Origin of the sequence: Hymenobacter setariae (assembly GCF_007713685.1) — a bacterium.
GTDB lineage: Bacteria > Bacteroidota > Bacteroidia > Cytophagales > Hymenobacteraceae > Hymenobacter > Hymenobacter setariae.
The window spans coordinates 406,274-422,847 of the sequence record NZ_VMRJ01000003.1 but is presented as its reverse complement, the minus strand read 5'-3'; the positions used below and the strand labels follow the sequence as shown (position 1 = coordinate 422,847).

The following is a 16,574-nucleotide window of genomic DNA, read 5'->3' as shown; positions in this document are numbered from 1 at the left end:
TTTTCCCCACCCTTCCCTTATGAACAAACCCCTTACCTACCTCGGGTGGCCAGTGGCACGCCCGGCGTGCCTAGCGGCTAGCGTAGCGGTGCTCCAGTTGCTGAACACCCCAGCGCACGCCCAGTTTTTGGCCGTGAACTCGATGCACCAGAGCGAGCCCACCGAGGCGCCCACTACTGCTAAGTCGGTACCCCTCAAGTCGCTGCTCAAGCAGTGGGAGAGCGAGTACCACGCCACCATTTTCTACGAAAGCGAGGTGGTAGACAACAAGCGCGTGGTAGCCCAGCCCACCGCTGGCTCGCTGGCCGAGAAGCTGGCTGCTGTGCTGCCCCAGGTATCGCTTCAGTTTAAGGAGCTGCGCGACAACTACTTTGTGGTGACTAGCCGGCCTGAGCAGGCACCTAGTGCTACGGCGGCAGCTACTATGGCACCGCAAAACGTGCCCGTATCGGGCCGCGTGACCGACCCCAAGGGCGAACCCCTGCCCGGTGTTACGGTGCTCGTAAAAGGCACCACCACTGGCACCTCGACGGGTCCCGACGGCAGCTTCTCGCTGAGCGTGCCTGAGAATAGCACATTGGTATTTAGCTCGGTGGGCTTTAAAACCCAGGAGCTACCCATCACAGGAGCTACTAGCACCATCGCTATTCGCCTCAGCGACGACCAGCAGGCCCTCAATGAAGTAGTAGTAGTGGGCTACGGTACCCAGACCCGCCAGGACCTGTCGACCTCGGTGGCCTCGGTAGGCAGCCAGGCGCTGGCCCGCCAGCCGGTAGCCGGCTTCGACCAGGCCTTGCAGGGCCAGGCACCGGGCGTACAGGTAGCGGCGCCCTCGGGGGCACCGGGGGCTGGTATTTCGGTGCGCGTGCGCGGCAACGCTTCGCTGAACCTAAACGGCTCGCCGCTGTACGTGATAGATGGTGTGCCGGTACTGCCTGACTACCAGCAGGAAATATCGGTAGGCAACCAGCGCCTCAACCCGCTGAACTCGCTTAACCCCAATGACATTGAGAGCATCGACGTGCTGAAGGATGGCGCCGCGGCGGCCATCTACGGCGTGCGGGCGGCCAACGGTGTAGTAGTAATTACGACCAAGCGCGGCAAGGTGGGCCAAGCACAAGTAGGCCTGAGCGTATACTACGGCGTGCAGAAGCTGCGCAAGAAGCTCGACGTGCTGAACTCGCAGCAGTTCATCCAAGAATACAACGAGATACAAACCAATGCCGGCCTGGCTCCGGTGAGCGCCACCGACCCACGCCTGCAAAGCAACACCGACTGGCAGGATGAGGTGTACCGCACGGCCAGCCTCCAAAACTACCAGCTCAACGTGAGCGGCGGCACCGAGAAAACCCGCTACTACGTGGCCGGCGGCTACTTCAACCAGCAGGGTATCAGCCAGAACTCGGGCTTCGACCGCTATAACTTCAAGATTAACCTAGAGCAAACGGTAAGCGAGCGCTTCCGCATTGGCACCAACCTCAACTTGAGCCGCACCCATACCAACGGCAGCGTGCGCTCGGAGCTGGCCCTAGGTAACTCGGGCACGGTGCTGGGGGCGCTATCGCAGATTCCGAACATTCCGGTGCGCAACGCCGACGGAACGTACGGCGTGAACCCGCTCAACCAGTCGGACAACCCAATAGGCAACCTGCTTGAAACTAACAATCAGGCTATTGTTTACCAAGCTATTGGTAACATCTACGGCGAGTTTGACATCCTGAAAAACCTGCGCGTGCGCTCGTCGCTGGGTATTGACTTCCGCACCCAGAACGAAAACCAGTTTATCAGCCGCAACTACCCCGGCACCACTAACGCCGACGCCTCGACGCGCGGCTCGGCCCGCACGGCAAGTAACCAACAAGTTATCTGGCTGAACGAGAATACGGTAACCTATACACCTAACCTTGGCGACAAGCACCACCTGACACTGTTGGCCGGTGAGTCGATGCAGGCTTCGAACCGCTTTACGTCGGGGGCCGAAACGCGCGGCTTCGTGTCGAATGCTGTGCCATACCTCAGTTCGGGGGCCACGGTTGTAGGCATTCCGGGCAGCTACGCCGATGAGTGGGCACTACTGAGCGTCTTTGGCCGCGCCAACTATGACTACGATGGTAAGTACTTGTTTTCGGCCAGCTTGCGTGGCGACGGTACCAGCCGCTTCATCGACAAGTATAAGTTTGGGTACTTCCCGGCTGTGAGCGCCGCTTGGCGCATTTCGAAGGAAAGTTTCTTTCCGCAGAGCGGCCCCGTATCGGACCTGAAACTGCGTGCCAGCTTCGGCGCCAACGGTAACCAAGAGATCTATACCTACCAGCGCTTTTCGCGCTACACGACTTCGGGCGTAAACTACCAGGGCGGCGGCTCGGCCATTGTGGGCGGCGTAACCCAAAGCGATATCGGCAACAATGACCTGCGCTGGGAAACTACCTACCAGTACAACGCGGGCGTGGATTTCAGCATGTTCGACAATCGCCTGACGCTGACTGTAGACCTCTACAACAAGCAAACTAGGGACCTGCTGCTCGCCGTGCCAATTCCGGTGAGCACGGGTGTTGGTAACTTGAGCGTGACGCAGAACATCGGGAAGATTCAGAACCGCGGCCTCGAAATCGGGCTGGTGACGACTAACGTGCAGGCGCAGAACAACGGCTTTGGCTGGACCACGAACTTCAACGTGAGCGGCAACCGCAACAAGATTCTGGACCTAGGCACGCAGGTGACGGGGGCAGGCGAGACATCAGCACGCAACATCATTTACGGGTCGAGCATTTCGCAGACGGGCCAACCGCTGGGCGCATTCTACGGCTACGTGATGCAGGGCCTAGTGCAATCAAATGCTGAAGGCCAGAACCTACCTACCCAAAACGGCAACCGGCCGGTGGCGGGTGATGTACGCTTTGCGGACCTCAACGGCGACGGGGTAATTAATGACCAAGACCGCGCTATCATTGGCAACCCCAACCCTAAGGCGTTTGCGGGTGTCACCAACAACTTCTCGTATAAGGGCGTCGAGCTAAGCGTGTTCTTCCAAGGGCAGTTTGGCAACCAGATTTACAACCAGACGCGCCAGATTCTGGAGTCGCAGTCGGACCCGCTGAACCAGAGCACCCGCGTGCTGAACCACTGGACAGCCACTAATACGAACACCGACATTCCGCGCCCGGTGCGCAACGACCCGCAGGGCAACAACCGCTTCTCGACGCGCTGGCTGGAAGATGGCTCCTACGTACGCCTCAAGAACGTGACAATAGCCTACAACTTCCCCACTAGCCTGAGCAAGCGCGCTTCTATTCAGAACCTGCGCCTCTATGTTACGGCCCAGAACCTCATCACCTGGACTGACTACCTAGGCTATGACCCCGAGGTGAACGCCGACCCCTACAACCAAACCGGTTTTGGCCGCGACTACGGCGTGTATCCCCAGTCGCGCACGTTCACGGTCGGTCTCAACGCTAATTTTTAAGCTGCCGCTAGCTCAGAATTCCCATGAAAAAGCTACTTATCCCGGCGCTCGGCGCCCTCAGCCTACTAGCCAGCTGCGACTTTCTTAAGAAAGAGCCCCTAGGCAGCATTACCCCCGAAAACTTCTTCCAAACCTCGGATGACGCCGAGGCCAGCCTCACGGCCACCTACGACGCTATGCAGGGCACCGGTGCCTACGGCCAGGACCTGAACGTGATGGGCGAAATGCCCAGCGACAACTGCAGCAGCACCAACGGCGACGTGAACGCGATGGACAAAATCATCTGGACGCCCACGACCAGCCAGGTTGGCAACGTGTACAACCAGTTTTACCAGGGTGTGAACCGGGCCAACATCGTGCTCAAGTACGTGCCCACCGTGACGATGGACACGGCCCGCCGCAGCCAGATTCAGGGCGAGGCGCGCTTCATTCGGGCGCTCAGCTACTTCAATCTGGCGCGCGTGTATGGCGGCGTACCCCTGCGCCTGACGCCCACCGAAAGCGGCGCCCCTGCCGACGTGAACCTGGCCCGCGCTACCACCGACCAAGTGTATGACCAGGTAGTGGCCGATTTGCAGCGCGCTGCCATCCAGATGCCTGCCAGCAACACCAACCGCGCTACCAAAAACTCGGCAAACGCCTTGCTGGCCCGCGTGCAGCTGACGCGCCGCAACTGGGCCGCCGCCCAGGCCGCTGCTGCTAAGGTGCTGGCTAGCAACATCACTCTAGGGTCATTCAACGCCCTGTACCCAGCCGAGAACAAGAGCGCCGAGTCGCTCTTCGAAATTCAGTACGCTGGCAGTGCCGATGGGGGCAACATCTTGCCCGACTTGCTGCTGCCCTCGCCGCTGGCCACGTATTCCTTCCCCAAGTTTAACATTCCGACGGCCGAGCTGCTGGCTTACGCTGACACGGTGAATGATACCCGTTGGGCCTTTGCGGGCATCGTAAACTCGGCGGCCGGCAAGGTCATTGGCCGTAACCACGCTAGCTACATCGACGGCAAGCCCGGCAACGGTGGCAATAGCAACGACGTGGGTCCTTTTGTGTACAAGTGGCGCGGCATCGGCAACAACTTCAGCTCGGCCGACAACACCTATGTACTGCGCTACGCCGAGGTGCTGCTGGCTTACGCTGAAGCTGTAAATGAGCAAACCGGCCCCAGCGCCGACGTGCTGGCCAAGCTAAATCCCGTGCGCCAGCGCGCTGGCTTAGCGGCCCTCAGCCTGGCCTCGCCTCAGGCCCTCACCAAGCAAGCTATGCGCAACGAAATCGACCGCCAGCGCCGCCTAGAGCTGGCCTTCGAAGGTGAGCGTTGGTTTGACTTGCTGCGCTATGCCCGCCACAACGCAGTGGAGGCTGGTGCCCATACTGTCACGGCACTCGACATCATTGCCCAGCAGCGCCAAGGCAACCGCGATGTGAACTATCTGCTGTTCCCGTTGCCGCAAGGCGAAATCAACACGAACCCCCTGGTTACTCAAAACCCAGGGTACTAGCCAAAGCTGTCGTTTCGGGGCCTGGACTGGGAAAAAGTGGATAAAGAACTATCTGGCCCCGGAGCGGCATGCTAGTAGCAGTTTGCTACTAGCTACGCACCAAATTATTACGCTTGTCATTACGCGAAGGAACGACGAAGCAATCGCACCTAGGCGAGCTGTTCGGGTGTGGTTGCTTCATCGTTTTCCAGCCATGACAAGCGTTTTTTATTCCCATCCCCCTTCTTATGCTATCTGTTTCTGTTTGCCGCTTAGGCCTAGGTGCTGTATTAGCCCTCACACTAGTGCCAAGCTATGGCCAGCGCGCCAAGACCAACGCCAAAGCGGGCGTGGCCTCCTGGATTACTACCCCCGACCAAACCCAGCGCTTGCAGCCGCAAGCCGCGCGCCTGGCTTTCAGCAAAGCGGCCCCTACGGGCACGGTGATTGAAATCGACGATAGCCAGCGCTTTCAGACCATGGATGGCTTTGGCTACTGCCTCACCGGGGGCAGCGCCGAACTGCTGCACGCCATGAGCGCCCCGGCGCGAACTAAACTGCTGCGCGAACTGTTCGGCACCGATGCCAACGGCATCGGCGTGAGCTACCTGCGCCTGAGCATCGGGGCCTCGGACCTCGATGCCCAGGTATTTAGCTACGACGACCGGCCGGCCGGTGAAACCGACCCGACGCTGGCGCACTTCAGCCTGGCGCCCGACGAGGCGCACCTCATTCCGGTACTAAAGGAAATTCTGGCTATCAACCCGGCTATCAAGCTCATGGGGTCACCCTGGAGCCCGCCGACCTGGATGAAAACCAACGGCGAAAGCAAGGGCGGCTCGCTCAAGCCGGAGTTTTACGGGGCCTACGCGCAGTACTTCGTGAAGTACCTGCAAGGCATGCAGAAGCACGGTATTCGCCTCGACGCCATCACGGTGCAGAATGAGCCACTGCACCCGGGCAACAACCCCAGTCTGCTGATGACTGCCGAGCCGCAGGCCGAGTTTATTGGCCAGCACCTAGGGCCGGCTTTCAAGGCGGCGGGGCTCAAGACCAAAATCGTCTGCTACGACCACAACGCTGACAAGCCCGACTACCCCCTCACGGTGCTCGGCAATGCCACCGCCAACCCCTACGTCGATGGCTCAGCGTTTCACCTCTACGCTGGCCCCATCGAGGCCCTGAGCAAGGTGCACGATGCATATCCGACTAAAAACGTGTATTTCACCGAGCAGTGGACGGGGTCGAAAACCACCTTTGAAAGCAACCTAGGGTGGCACGTGAAAAACCTCGAAATAGGCGCGCCGCGCAACTGGGCCCGCACCGTGCTAGAGTGGAACCTGGCCGCCGACCCGCAGCAGAATCCGCACACGCCGGGCGGTTGCACCGAGTGCCTAGGCGCCATTACGCTGGCCCCCGGCGACGCCGTGACTCGCAACGTGGCCTACTACACCGTGGCCCACGCCAGCAAGTTCGTGCGCCCCGGCTCGGTGCGTGTGGGCTCGACCACTGCGGCGGGGCTATCCAACGTGGCCTACCGCACACCTAGCGGTGGCCACGTGCTGCTGGTAGTTAATGACCAGGCTACGCCCCAAACCTTTAGCCTGCACTACCTAGGGCAGGCGGCCCAGGCTACGCTACCGGCTGGCGCCGTGGCCACCTACGTGTGGTAGTAGCACCGTTTAGTCCGCGAGCTAGCCCACGTGGCACTCGCGGACTAAACCGCGCTACAGCCGCAGATATTCCACCTTTTACGAATCCTCTCCATGGCTTTTCCCACCCGTTTTCGTTATTCGGCAAGCTTCTTACTCGCTGCTACCCTGCTATTCGGCGGCTGCAAGAAGGACGAGTCGCCGGCTACACCCACGCCCACCCCTACCCCACCGACGCCCACACCGGCTGCGCCGGCGCAGATAGCCGTGTGGCTGACCACGCCCGACAAGGCGGCGCTGTTTTATAACCAGCCCGCGGGCCTAAGCTTTGGGGCCACGGCCAACTCGAACCCGACCATCGCGGTCGATACGACGCAGACCTTTCAGACCATGGATGGCTTTGGCTACACCCTCACCGGGGGCAGCGCCTTCGTGCTGAGCCAGATGACGGCTGCCAATCGGGCGGCGCTGCTCAAAGAGCTATTTGCCACGGATGAGAACAACATCGGGGTGAGCTACTTGCGAGTGAGCATTGGGGCGTCTGACCTCAACGCCTCAGTGTATACCTACGACGATGCCAGCAGCCCCGACCCTACACTGGCTAGCTTTAGCCTAGCGCCCGACGAGGCGTATTTCATTCCGGTGCTCAAGGAAATTGTGGCTATCAACCCGGCCATCAAAATCCTAGGGTCGCCTTGGACGGCGCCCACCTGGATGAAGAACGGCCCGACCTCACCCACCAACCCCGACCCCAGCCCCGTGGGTGGCTCGCTCAAGCCAGAGTACTACGACGCCTACGCGCAGTACTTCGTGAAGTACATCCAGGGCATGAAGGCGCAGGGTATTACCATCGACGCCGTAACGCTGCAAAACGAGCCGCTGAACCCCTACAACAACCCGAGCATGGTGATGACAGGCGCCGAGCAGGCGGCGTTTATCAAGAATAATGTAGGGCCGGCTTTCAAAGCCGCGGGCCTTACCACCAAGATTATTGCCTACGACCACAACCCCGACGCCGACGGCCTGGATTTTGTGCGCACCGTGCTTAGCAATGCAGGCGCCAGCACCTACCTCGATGGTTCGGCGTTTCACCTCTACGCCGGGTCGATGGAAGCCTTGAGCCAAATCCACGACGCCTACCCCACTAAGAACGTGTACTTTACGGAGCAGTACACAAAAGCACCCGGCAACTTTGCCGGCGACCTCACCTGGCACGCTAACAACCTAGTAGTGGCTGCGCCTCGCAACTGGAGCCGCAACGTGCTTGAGTGGAACCTCGCCAGCGATGCCACCTACAGCCCGCACACGCCGGGCGGCTGCTCGGAGTGCCTAGGTGCTCTCACCATCAGCGGCAATACCGTAACCCGCAACTCAGCCTACTACACTATCGGCCACGCCGCCAAGTTTGTGCGGCCCGGCTCGGTGCGCGTGGGTACCAACGCCCCCGATGGCCTGCCCAATGTGGCCTACAAAACGCCCGCCGGCAAACGCGTGCTCTTGGTAGTAAACACTGGCTCGACGCTCCGCAATTTCAATATTCAGTACAAAGGCAAGCTGGCTAGCGCCTCACTCTACGGCGGCGCCGTGGCCACCTACGTGTGGTAGAGCGCTCTAGCGTGTAACCCCACCCCCAGCGCCTCCCCTCTGGGAGAGGGGAGCCTGACGTTGTTCAACGACTGTTTGCGTTTAGCTCCCCTCTCCCGGAGGGGAGGGGCTGGGGGTGGGATAAGGCGTCTGACGCGCCGCTTGCATCATTACCCTTCTGCTTCTTTTATGACCTACAAGTTTCTTTCCCTAGCGCTGCTTTCGGCGCTGGGCCTAGGCCACGCGGCCGCTCAATCCACCTACTCGGCCGCGGGCAAAAAAGTCCAGGTATTCACTACCGCGCAGGGCACCAGCCAGCGCCTGGCGGCGGGCGCGGCGCTTAGCTTTCAGCCAGCCCCGCAGCCGGTCGAGACGCAGGTATGCGTGTTTGTAGACCCGGCTCATTCGTACCAAACGCTCCTAGGTATAGGCGGGGCGCTTACTGATGCTTCGGCCGAAACCTTTGCCAAGCTGCCTAAGGCGCAACAGCAGGAGTTTTTGCAAGCCTACTATAGTCCTTCGGCGGGCATTGGCTACACGCTGGCACGCACCCACATCGGCAGCTGCGACTTTTCGAGCGCGAGCTATACCTATATTAAGGAAGGCGACAAGAGCCTCAAAAGCTTCAGTGTGAAGCCTGATGAGAAGTATCGCATCCCGTTCATCAAGCAGGCCATAGCGGCGGCGGGCGGCAAGCTCACGATGTTCGTGAGCCCCTGGACGCCGCCAGCGTTCATGAAAACCAACCACGACTTGCTGCACGGCGGCAAGCTGCTGCCCGAGTTTCGGCAGTCGTGGGCCGACCACTATGTTAAGTTTATTGATGCCTACCAGAAACAGGGTATTCCTATTTGGGGCCTCTCGGTGCAAAATGAGGAAATGGCAACCCAGAAGTGGGAATCGTGCTTGTACACGGCCGAGGAGGAGCGCGACTTCATCAAGGAATACCTAGGGCCAACGCTGCAAAAAGGCGGCCTAGGTGACAAAAAACTCATCGCCTGGGACCATAACCGCGACCTGCTGTACCAGCGCGCCAGCACCGTGCTCGACGACCCCGAGGCCGCCAAGTATATATGGGGCATCGGCTACCACTGGTACGAAACCTGGACCACCAGCGGGCCGCTTTTCGACAATGAGCGCCGCGTGCACGAAACCTACCCTAATACCAACCTCATCTTCACCGAAGGCTGCGTCGAGAACTTCAAGTTTGACCAAGTGAACGACTGGAAGCTGGGCGAGCGCTACGGCAACTCGATGATAAATGACTTCAACGCCGGCACTGTAGGCTGGACCGACTGGAACGTGCTGCTCGACGAAAAAGGCGGCCCCAACCATGTGGGCAACTACTGCTTCGCACCCGTCATCGCCGACACGCGCACCGGCAAGCTCATTTACACCAACGCTTACTACTACATCGGGCACTTCTCGAAATTTATTCGCCCCGGCGCCAAACGCGTAGCCACCACTACCAACCGCGACTGGCTGCAAGCCACATCGTTTGTGAACCCCGATGGCAAAGTGGCCGTGGTCGTGATGAATAGTGGCGACAAGCCCCAGGAGTTTCAGCTGTGGGTGAAAGGGCAGGCGGCCAGCACCACTAGCCCTGCGCACTCCATCGCTACTTATGTGATTGACTGATTTTTGCAACCTAGGTGCGACAGCCCACTCCTGGCCCCCGTGCGCCTTCCCCTCCGGCATAGGGGCGGGCCTACGAGCGATGAGCGGGCAGTAGTAGCTTGCGTCGCCCGCCACGGGCATCACTTCAATCAATCCCCATGTCTCTTTTACAAAATCTTAATGCGCTCGCAGTAGCTGTCGCGCTGCTCATGCCCCTGGGCGGCTGGGCCCAAACTACCGACTGGGCCAACCTAGGGCGCTACGCGCCGGCCAACCAGCAGCTGCCCCCGCCCACCGCCAAGCGGCCGCGGGTGGTGCTGATGGGCAACTCCATCACCGACGCTTGGCCCAAGGCCGACACGGCGTTCTTTGCCAGCAAAACCTACGAGTACATCGGCCGGGGCATTAGCGGGCAGGTATCGGGGCAGATGCTGCTGCGCTTGTGGCCCGATGTGCTGGCCTTGCAGCCCAAGGTGGTAGCCATCCTGAGCGGCATCAATGACATTGCCGAAAACGCTGGCCCCTATAACCCGGAGGCTACGTTCCACAACATTACGTCGATGGCCGAGCTGGCGCAGGCCCACGGGGTACGGGTAATTATATGCTCGGTGCTGCCAGCTTACAACTTCCCGTGGCGGCCCGGCCGCGAGCCTGCTCCCAAGGTCATTGCCCTCAACCAGCAACTGAAAGCCTACGCGGCCCAGCATCACATCACCTACGTCGACTACCACACCGCGATGGCCGACGAGCGCCAGGGCCTGTCTGCTGCCCTAGCCAGCGATGGCGTGCACCCCACCCTGGCCGGCTACCGCATCATGGGGCCGTTGCTCCAGCAAGGCGTAGCCCAAGCGCTCAAACGCAAATAATCCGCATAAACTGTCATGCAGCGCGTAGCGAAGCATCTCGCGTGGTGCAGTAGCTAATAATGCTCACAGACGTCAGCACGCGAGATGCCGCGCTGCGCGCTGCATGACAATTCTTTACCTCCCATGACTCGTCTTTTTCCACTGCTAGTCACTGCCTTGGCCCTAGGGTCGGCTACCGCCCACGCCCAGTCACAGAGCGCGCCGCTACTGCGCGCCGACGGTCCCAAAATAGTGGACGCCCAGAAGCACGAAGTCCTGCTGCAAGGCATGAACCTAGGCGGCTGGCTGTTGCAAGAAGGCTACATGATGAAGCCCGGCTACGGCGGCACCCAGGGCTCGGTGAAGAAGGTGCTCTACCAAGCCGGCCTAAGCGACGCGGCCGTGGAAAAGTTTTACCAGCAGTGGCGCGACAACTTTATCACGAAGACCGATATTGATTTTATTGCGCAGCAAGGCTTTAACTGCATTCGCCTACCGCTGCACTACGACCTGTTTTTGACGCCTGCTCAGCGGGAGGTGCGCAACGGCGTCATCCGCGGCACTGTGCCCTACGCCGACTACGTAGCCAAGCTGAAGGAGTGGCAGCAAAAGGGCGAGCTATTCAAGGAGCCGCAGCAGCTCGAAGCCATCAAACTCATCGACAAGACCCTAGGGTGGTGCGCGGCTAATAAACTCTACGTAGTGCTCGACCTGCACGCCGCGCCCGGTGCCCAGGGCACCGACACTAACATCGCCGACGCCTTGCAGCCCAACGATTTCTGGAAGGAGCCCATCTACCAGGATATCACGAACGGCTTGTGGGCCACGCTGGCCAAACGCTATAAGAACGACGGCCGCATCGCGATGTACGACCTCGTAAACGAGCCCAACAACGTGCCCGGCGGCAACGCGGCCATCCACACCATGTTTGAGCGGCTCATTAATACAGTGCGCGCCCAGGGCGACCAGCACCTGCTGCTACTAGAAGGCAACGGCTTTGGCAACAACTACAACGAGATGCTGAGAAGCAGCTTTACGCACCAAGAAAACCTGGTGTATAATGCCCACCGCTACAACTTAGAGAAGTACCCCCTAAGCAACGACCTAGGCGCCACCAACCCCGACGCCAACCAGCTCGGTACCATCGGCAACCTACAAGCCTTCCGCACCGCCCAAAATGTGCCGGTGTGGATAGGCGAAACCGGCGAAAACACCTCGCAGTGGATGGGCGAAGCCGCCCGCAACCTCGCCAGCGTAGGCATCGGCTGGTGCCACTGGACTTATAAGCGCTTCAGCGACAAACCCATCGCCGCCCTGCTGCGCATCAAGCCGCCCTACCTAGTCGATGTGAAGAGCGCGTCCGACTTAGGTCCCATTCTGGAGAATATTAAGTTTAAAAGCTGCGTGCCGAATACGGACGTCATCAACGCGCTTAAGGCCGAAATCAAGAAGTAACCGGCGCGCCCAAGCTTATTATGCTGCTTATGAAGAAGCTAGCCCTTCTCCTGTTCCTATTCAACGCCTTCGGGCTGGCGGCGCAAACCCCTGCCCCACCTGCCGGGCGTGTCGCCGTCACGTACCTCGACTCGAAGCTACTGCGCGGCAACCTAGGGGGCGAAAACCCGCGCCGCCGCGTGAGCGTGTACTTGCCCCCAGGCTACGAGGCCAACCCCAAGCAGCGCTACCCGGTGGTGTATTATCTGCACGGCTTTACTTGGAGTGATAGCCTAATTTTCAACCAGGATGGGATGAAGGCACTGCTCGACCAAGCCATTGCTGACAAGCAAATTAGGCCCTTCATCATGGTGGTGCCCAACGAGCAAACGCGCTACGGCGGCAGTTGGTACGCTAACTCGGCCACCAACGGCCCCTGGGCCGACTTCACCGCCCGCGAGCTAGTGCAGTTCATTGACAAAAACTACCGCACCCTGGCGCGGCCGGGCAGCCGCGGCTTGGCCGGCCACTCCATGGGCGGGGGCGGCACTCTGCGGCTAGCCCTGAACTATCCCGGCACCTGGGCAGCTGCTTATGCGCTGAGCCCGGCCCTGGTGGGGCCGCACCCCAGCTATTTGCCCGGCCCCGGCCTGCCCAGTGCGCTCCGGGCCACCAGCCTAGCCCAGGTAGACCGCCGTGCTCTCTCGACGGTGGCCGTATCCCGCGCCTACTCCCCCAATCCTAAGTCTCAGCCCTTCGGCGCCGACCTGCCCGGTTCATTAACAGCCGATAGCCTAACCCGGCGCGACGCTGCGCTAATGCGCTGGGTAGCGGCCACGCCTACCTACCTGCTCCCCACGCACCTAGCCAGCCTGCGGCAACTGCGGGGCCTTGCCTTCGACTGGGGCGCGCAAGATGAAGTGTTGCACATCCCGCCTACCTGCCGCACGTTCGACCAGTGGCTCAGCGCTTTCAGCATTCCGCACACAGCCAAGGAGTACGAAGGCACACATGGCAGCCGCATCATGGGCCGCACCGGGCGCGTGTACCAGCATGTACTACCCTTCTTTAATAAACACCTAGATTTTGCACCCTAGGACCTTACTCGCAGCGCACATAGGGTCGCAGCTTGGCGAAGCTTTCTTCTTTTAGAATCTTGATTTGGCGCAAGTCTTCGGGCGTTTTGTAGGGCCCATGCTGCTTGCGAAAGGCCACGATGAGGCGAGCCAGCGGCTTGCCTACGTAGGGGTGCGGCCACAGCTCATCGAAAGTGCCAGAGTTGATATTCACCGTTTGGGGCATGAAGCCGGGCGCCACAAACGTGTACTTGCGCAAGCTGTCTACCAGGTCGGGTGCGTCGCGCAGCACGAACACGTCGGCCAGTTGGGCTTCATCCACGTAGCCGCCCAGCTCGTTGCGGCGAATTACTATCCACTTAGCCCGTCCGCGACCAATGCCTTTGATTTGCTGGAGCTGCGTAGTATCGGCTAGGTTAAGGTCGAAGGGCTGCAAGTGCGCGGGCTTGCGCGGAAAGCGGCTTGGCGCGGCGCTGGCAAAGGGCGCATTGGCGCCGCGCGCCGCGTAGTCGGGCCGGCCGGGCAGTGCGTCGGGTAGCTGCATAAACGGCGCCAGCCGCTGGTACACCGAGTCGGGCAGGCCATAGATGCGCTGCACCTGCGCCTTGGCCCGAAAGCCGCCCGCTTTCTGCCCATAATTCACAATGCGCCCCGCCACGAAGTGCGGCACACCGCGTGCCTCCCAATCGAGAGCCGTGAGGGCATTAGGGTCGAAGGGCGTCAGCTTAACTTGTGCCACAGCTGGGTAGCGGCTGTTATGCTCTTCGGCACCGTAGCTGCGCCGCCCGGCGTAGCGCTGCCGCTCTACCGAGTCAGATATGGCAAGCTGCTTCGATAGGTCGTCGGCCCAAGTATCGAGCTGCTGCTGGTCGGCGGCGGGCAAGTAAGTAGGGTCAGCGGGGCGCAGCAGCACGGGCAGCACCGCCACTGCCAGCATCAGCAAGAGCAGCACAACGAAGCCCCGCGTTTCGACCCGCGAAAAGCCAAAATGACGCCGCAACCAGCGGGCAACAATAGCCGGCCTCCTAGGCTGACGAGGGGATGGCGGCGCAGGCGTAACGGGCATAGCAGCAGGCAAAACCGGCGCGCCTTTTAGTGACAACGCCAAAAAACGAGGAAATATAAGCTCCCCGCTAGGCACTAGCTACTGCTATTTCCCTAGGTCCTTACTTAAGTGCAGCTACTGCGGCAGCGTGAGCAAATAGCCAATGGTGAAGTTGGCGTCCCAGTCAAATACAAACTGCTTGCAGCCAGTGGCTTCGGCTACCGAGCGGTAGATATTCAGGCCCGCTTTGCCTTTGGCGTTGTCGAGCTGGTAGGCGCTAGCGGCGTCGAGTACGGTGTAGCGCTCCTTACCCTGGCGCACTTTTTTGGCCATCTCAAATGGCACACCGCCGATGATGAAGCAGGTTTGGCGCAGGCCGGCGGGTACTTGTTCAGCCTTAGCTTTTACATCGGCCGCCACAGTGGCATCGTCGATGTTTTGCCCAAAGTACTTGGCGCCATAGGTTTCTACCGACTTGGGAGCGCCGTCGGCCAGCCACGAAATCTTGGTATTGCCCGAGCCGATATCCACTACGAAGGCTTTGTTAGCGTAGGCCGGGGGCAGCACCGAACGCAGACCTAGGACGCCCTCTTTCTCGGGCGTCACGGTATTTACCACGTACTTAAGCTTGGCCAGCTGCTTGATAATCTTCTGCGTGCCCGGTGCTTTCAGCGCGCCCGAGCTTACCACAAAGTGAATATCGCGACCTGCTACCCCGTTGTCAAGCATTTTGCCGATGTATGATTTCAGGCCTGAGCGCACGTCGTCGTCGGTGGCCATGTTTTCCAGCACTAGGCTATTGCCAAACTCTGCTTTTTCGAGCTTCCAGTTGTGCTGGGCATCGGTGCGCACTACGAAGGAATTGAAGCCGCTGGCCCCAAGCTCCACCACGCCGCGAAGCCGCCCACCCGTGGGCTCGGGCGCCGTGTAGGTGAAGGGTACCCGCTCGCTGGTGCTGGTGGCAGCAGGCGGCGTGGTATTAGCAGGCGCTACGGCTTCGCCACTGGCGGCGCTGCTTGTGCCAGATGGAGCTGTGGTCGTAGTGGCCGTAGCGGGGGCCGGCATCCGGTCGCCCACGAAGTAGCGGATGCCGAAATAAATACCAAGCAGCACGATGGCCGTAATCAGGAGGCGGCCAGCGACGGTGAGGTTTTGCATGAGTCTAGAGTAGAAGGTGTCAGGTAGTAGTAAGGTGTATAGCGGCCACTATTATTCGAGCAGGCTGCGGTAGCCGGCGTCTTTGGCCGGCGCGGGGTCGTAGCCACTGGGGCGCGGGGCGGGCGTTAGGCTGTCGGCGCGCCCTTCGAGCTGCACTAGCTTGAATTCGCCCTTGTTGTAGGCTTCCAGCATGGCTTCACCCTTATCAGATAAGATGCCGTTTTGCACATCCACCGAGTTGATGAAGTCCATTGACAAGTCCATGGCGCGCTTCATTTCGCCCAGCTTCTGGCTCATGTCGTCTTGGATGTACTCCATCGACTCGTCGAAGTAAAACTTCTTGTCGGGGTCGCCCTTAAAGATGCTCACTGCCGTGCGTAGGGCGCTGGAGCTTTCCTTCACAATCTTGTATTCGGCTTCTTTCAGGCGCACTTTTATCTCGGTCTCTTTGATGATGTAGTCGGCACTCTGGTTGACCTTTTCCATGAAAGCCAGCACCGTCTTGATATTGCGCTGCAATGGCAGCAGCTTCTCATTCATCTCCTGCAAGCCAGCCCCTTCGATAGTGGCTAGCGAGGCAGTTTCCTTCATACCAGGCCGGTCGAGCATGGTGCTAGCCTTGTTAGCCTCGGCAAATTTCTGCTTGATTTCGACGTTGTTATCGGCTATTTTCTTATTCAGCTTCACCAGTTGGCCGGCCAAGGTATCTATCTGGCCCTGCATTTTCTGGCGCTTATTTTTAAGGTCGCTGATGTAGATTTTGAGAATCGCAATCGGGTCGAGCTGAATAACAACGCCCGTAAGCTTGCGCATCAGGGTTTTGAATAAAAAGAAGAGCCCAGTGCGAATATCTCGGCTCGTGACCAAGAACACCAGCACGCCCAACGCCCCCAGTAGAAAGGCTAGGTGCAGGGTGTTGCTGGCCACCTCAATCAGAAATTTGACAATCTCATTGAAGTAGAAGAGCCCGGTGCCGGCCAGGCCAGCCAGCACCACCAGCCCCAAAATGCCTTCGGGCCGCGACCAAAACGAGCGTTTTTCAGCGTCAGCGGTACCGCCCAGCTGCGAAAAATCGGGAGTAGCCATGAGGAGAGAAGGAGTTAGGAATAAAGCAACTCGTTAGCATTCTGAAAATGTCTGTCATTGCGAGCGTAGCGAAGCAATCGCACTTATTTAGCAGCTTTAGTAGCGCCGCTTAGGTTCCTTTCAGGTGCGATTGCTT

General features: G+C 59.8%; 11 protein-coding genes. 8 read left to right on the top strand and 3 right to left on the bottom strand.

Annotated features, from left to right (window positions below):
* Positions 1 to 19 precede the first annotated feature (19 nt).
* From FNT36_RS12850 to FNT36_RS12815, 8 genes are all read left to right on the top strand, one after another.
* Complete coding sequence (locus FNT36_RS12850) at positions 20 to 3,463, top strand: SusC/RagA family TonB-linked outer membrane protein (protein ID WP_144848207.1); 3,444 nt, start codon at positions 20 to 22, stop codon at positions 3,461 to 3,463.
* Positions 3,464 to 3,486: 23 nt separating this feature from the next.
* Positions 3,487 to 4,962, top strand: a complete 1,476-nt coding sequence (locus FNT36_RS12845; protein ID WP_144848206.1) for a RagB/SusD family nutrient uptake outer membrane protein — start codon at positions 3,487 to 3,489, stop codon at positions 4,960 to 4,962.
* A gap of 227 nt (positions 4,963 to 5,189) precedes the next feature.
* A complete protein-coding gene (locus FNT36_RS12840; protein ID WP_144848204.1) occupies positions 5,190 to 6,614 on the top strand; it encodes a glycoside hydrolase family 30 protein in 1,425 nt (474 codons plus the stop codon).
* Between the two features lie 93 nt (positions 6,615 to 6,707).
* Positions 6,708 to 8,198, top strand: a complete 1,491-nt coding sequence (locus FNT36_RS12835) for a glycoside hydrolase family 30 protein (RefSeq protein ID WP_144848202.1) — start codon at positions 6,708 to 6,710, stop codon at positions 8,196 to 8,198.
* A 168-nt stretch (positions 8,199 to 8,366) separates the two neighbouring features.
* The gene (locus FNT36_RS12830) at positions 8,367 to 9,815 is read left to right on the top strand and encodes a glycoside hydrolase family 30 protein (RefSeq protein ID WP_144848200.1); all 1,449 of its coding nucleotides are present in this window, start codon (positions 8,367 to 8,369) and stop codon (positions 9,813 to 9,815) included.
* 137 nt (positions 9,816 to 9,952) lie between these two features.
* On the top strand, positions 9,953 to 10,660 hold the full coding sequence (locus FNT36_RS12825) for a GDSL-type esterase/lipase family protein (protein ID WP_144848197.1): 708 nt from the start codon (positions 9,953 to 9,955) through the stop codon (positions 10,658 to 10,660).
* A 123-nt stretch (positions 10,661 to 10,783) separates the two neighbouring features.
* Positions 10,784 to 12,094 (top strand): glycoside hydrolase family 5 protein, encoded by a 1,311-nt coding sequence (locus tag FNT36_RS12820; RefSeq protein ID WP_233635882.1) that lies wholly within the window; start codon positions 10,784 to 10,786, stop codon positions 12,092 to 12,094.
* Positions 12,095 to 12,123: 29 nt separating this feature from the next.
* A complete protein-coding gene (locus FNT36_RS12815; RefSeq protein ID WP_233635881.1) occupies positions 12,124 to 13,170 on the top strand; it encodes an alpha/beta hydrolase in 1,047 nt (348 codons plus the stop codon).
* Positions 13,171 to 13,174: 4 nt separating this feature from the next.
* Here the strand turns inward: FNT36_RS12815 and FNT36_RS12810 are convergent, their stop codons facing one another.
* The 3 genes from FNT36_RS12810 to FNT36_RS12800 form a co-directional block, all read right to left on the bottom strand.
* Entirely contained in the window at positions 13,175 to 14,215 is a 1,041-nt protein-coding gene (locus FNT36_RS12810) for a ComEA family DNA-binding protein (RefSeq protein WP_144848190.1), read from the bottom strand.
* A gap of 114 nt (positions 14,216 to 14,329) precedes the next feature.
* Positions 14,330 to 15,352, bottom strand: a complete 1,023-nt coding sequence (locus FNT36_RS12805; RefSeq protein ID WP_144848188.1) for a hypothetical protein — start codon at positions 15,350 to 15,352, stop codon at positions 14,330 to 14,332.
* Positions 15,353 to 15,403: 51 nt separating this feature from the next.
* On the bottom strand, positions 15,404 to 16,438 hold the full coding sequence (locus FNT36_RS12800) for a hypothetical protein (protein ID WP_144848186.1): 1,035 nt from the start codon (positions 16,436 to 16,438) through the stop codon (positions 15,404 to 15,406).
* Positions 16,439 to 16,574 lie beyond the last annotated feature (136 nt).

Bases quoted from the DNA above. Each gene is read 5' to 3' on its own strand.
- FNT36_RS12805 (WP_144848188.1), bottom strand. From the start codon at position 15,352: ATGCAAAACCTCACCGTCGCTGGCCGCCTCCTGATTACGGCCATCGTG.
- FNT36_RS12800 (WP_144848186.1), bottom strand. From the start codon at position 16,438: ATGGCTACTCCCGATTTTTCGCAGCTGGGCGGTACCGCTGACGCTGAA.
- FNT36_RS12850 (WP_144848207.1), top strand. From the start codon at position 20: ATGAACAAACCCCTTACCTACCTCGGGTGGCCAGTGGCACGCCCGGCG.
- FNT36_RS12830 (WP_144848200.1), top strand. From the start codon at position 8,367: ATGACCTACAAGTTTCTTTCCCTAGCGCTGCTTTCGGCGCTGGGCCTA.
- FNT36_RS12810 (WP_144848190.1), bottom strand. From the start codon at position 14,215: ATGCCCGTTACGCCTGCGCCGCCATCCCCTCGTCAGCCTAGGAGGCCG.
- FNT36_RS12840 (WP_144848204.1), top strand. From the start codon at position 5,190: ATGCTATCTGTTTCTGTTTGCCGCTTAGGCCTAGGTGCTGTATTAGCC.
- FNT36_RS12835 (WP_144848202.1), top strand. From the start codon at position 6,708: ATGGCTTTTCCCACCCGTTTTCGTTATTCGGCAAGCTTCTTACTCGCT.
- FNT36_RS12820 (WP_233635882.1), top strand. From the start codon at position 10,784: ATGACTCGTCTTTTTCCACTGCTAGTCACTGCCTTGGCCCTAGGGTCG.
- FNT36_RS12825 (WP_144848197.1), top strand. From the start codon at position 9,953: ATGTCTCTTTTACAAAATCTTAATGCGCTCGCAGTAGCTGTCGCGCTG.
- FNT36_RS12815 (WP_233635881.1), top strand. From the start codon at position 12,124: ATGAAGAAGCTAGCCCTTCTCCTGTTCCTATTCAACGCCTTCGGGCTG.
- FNT36_RS12845 (WP_144848206.1), top strand. From the start codon at position 3,487: ATGAAAAAGCTACTTATCCCGGCGCTCGGCGCCCTCAGCCTACTAGCC.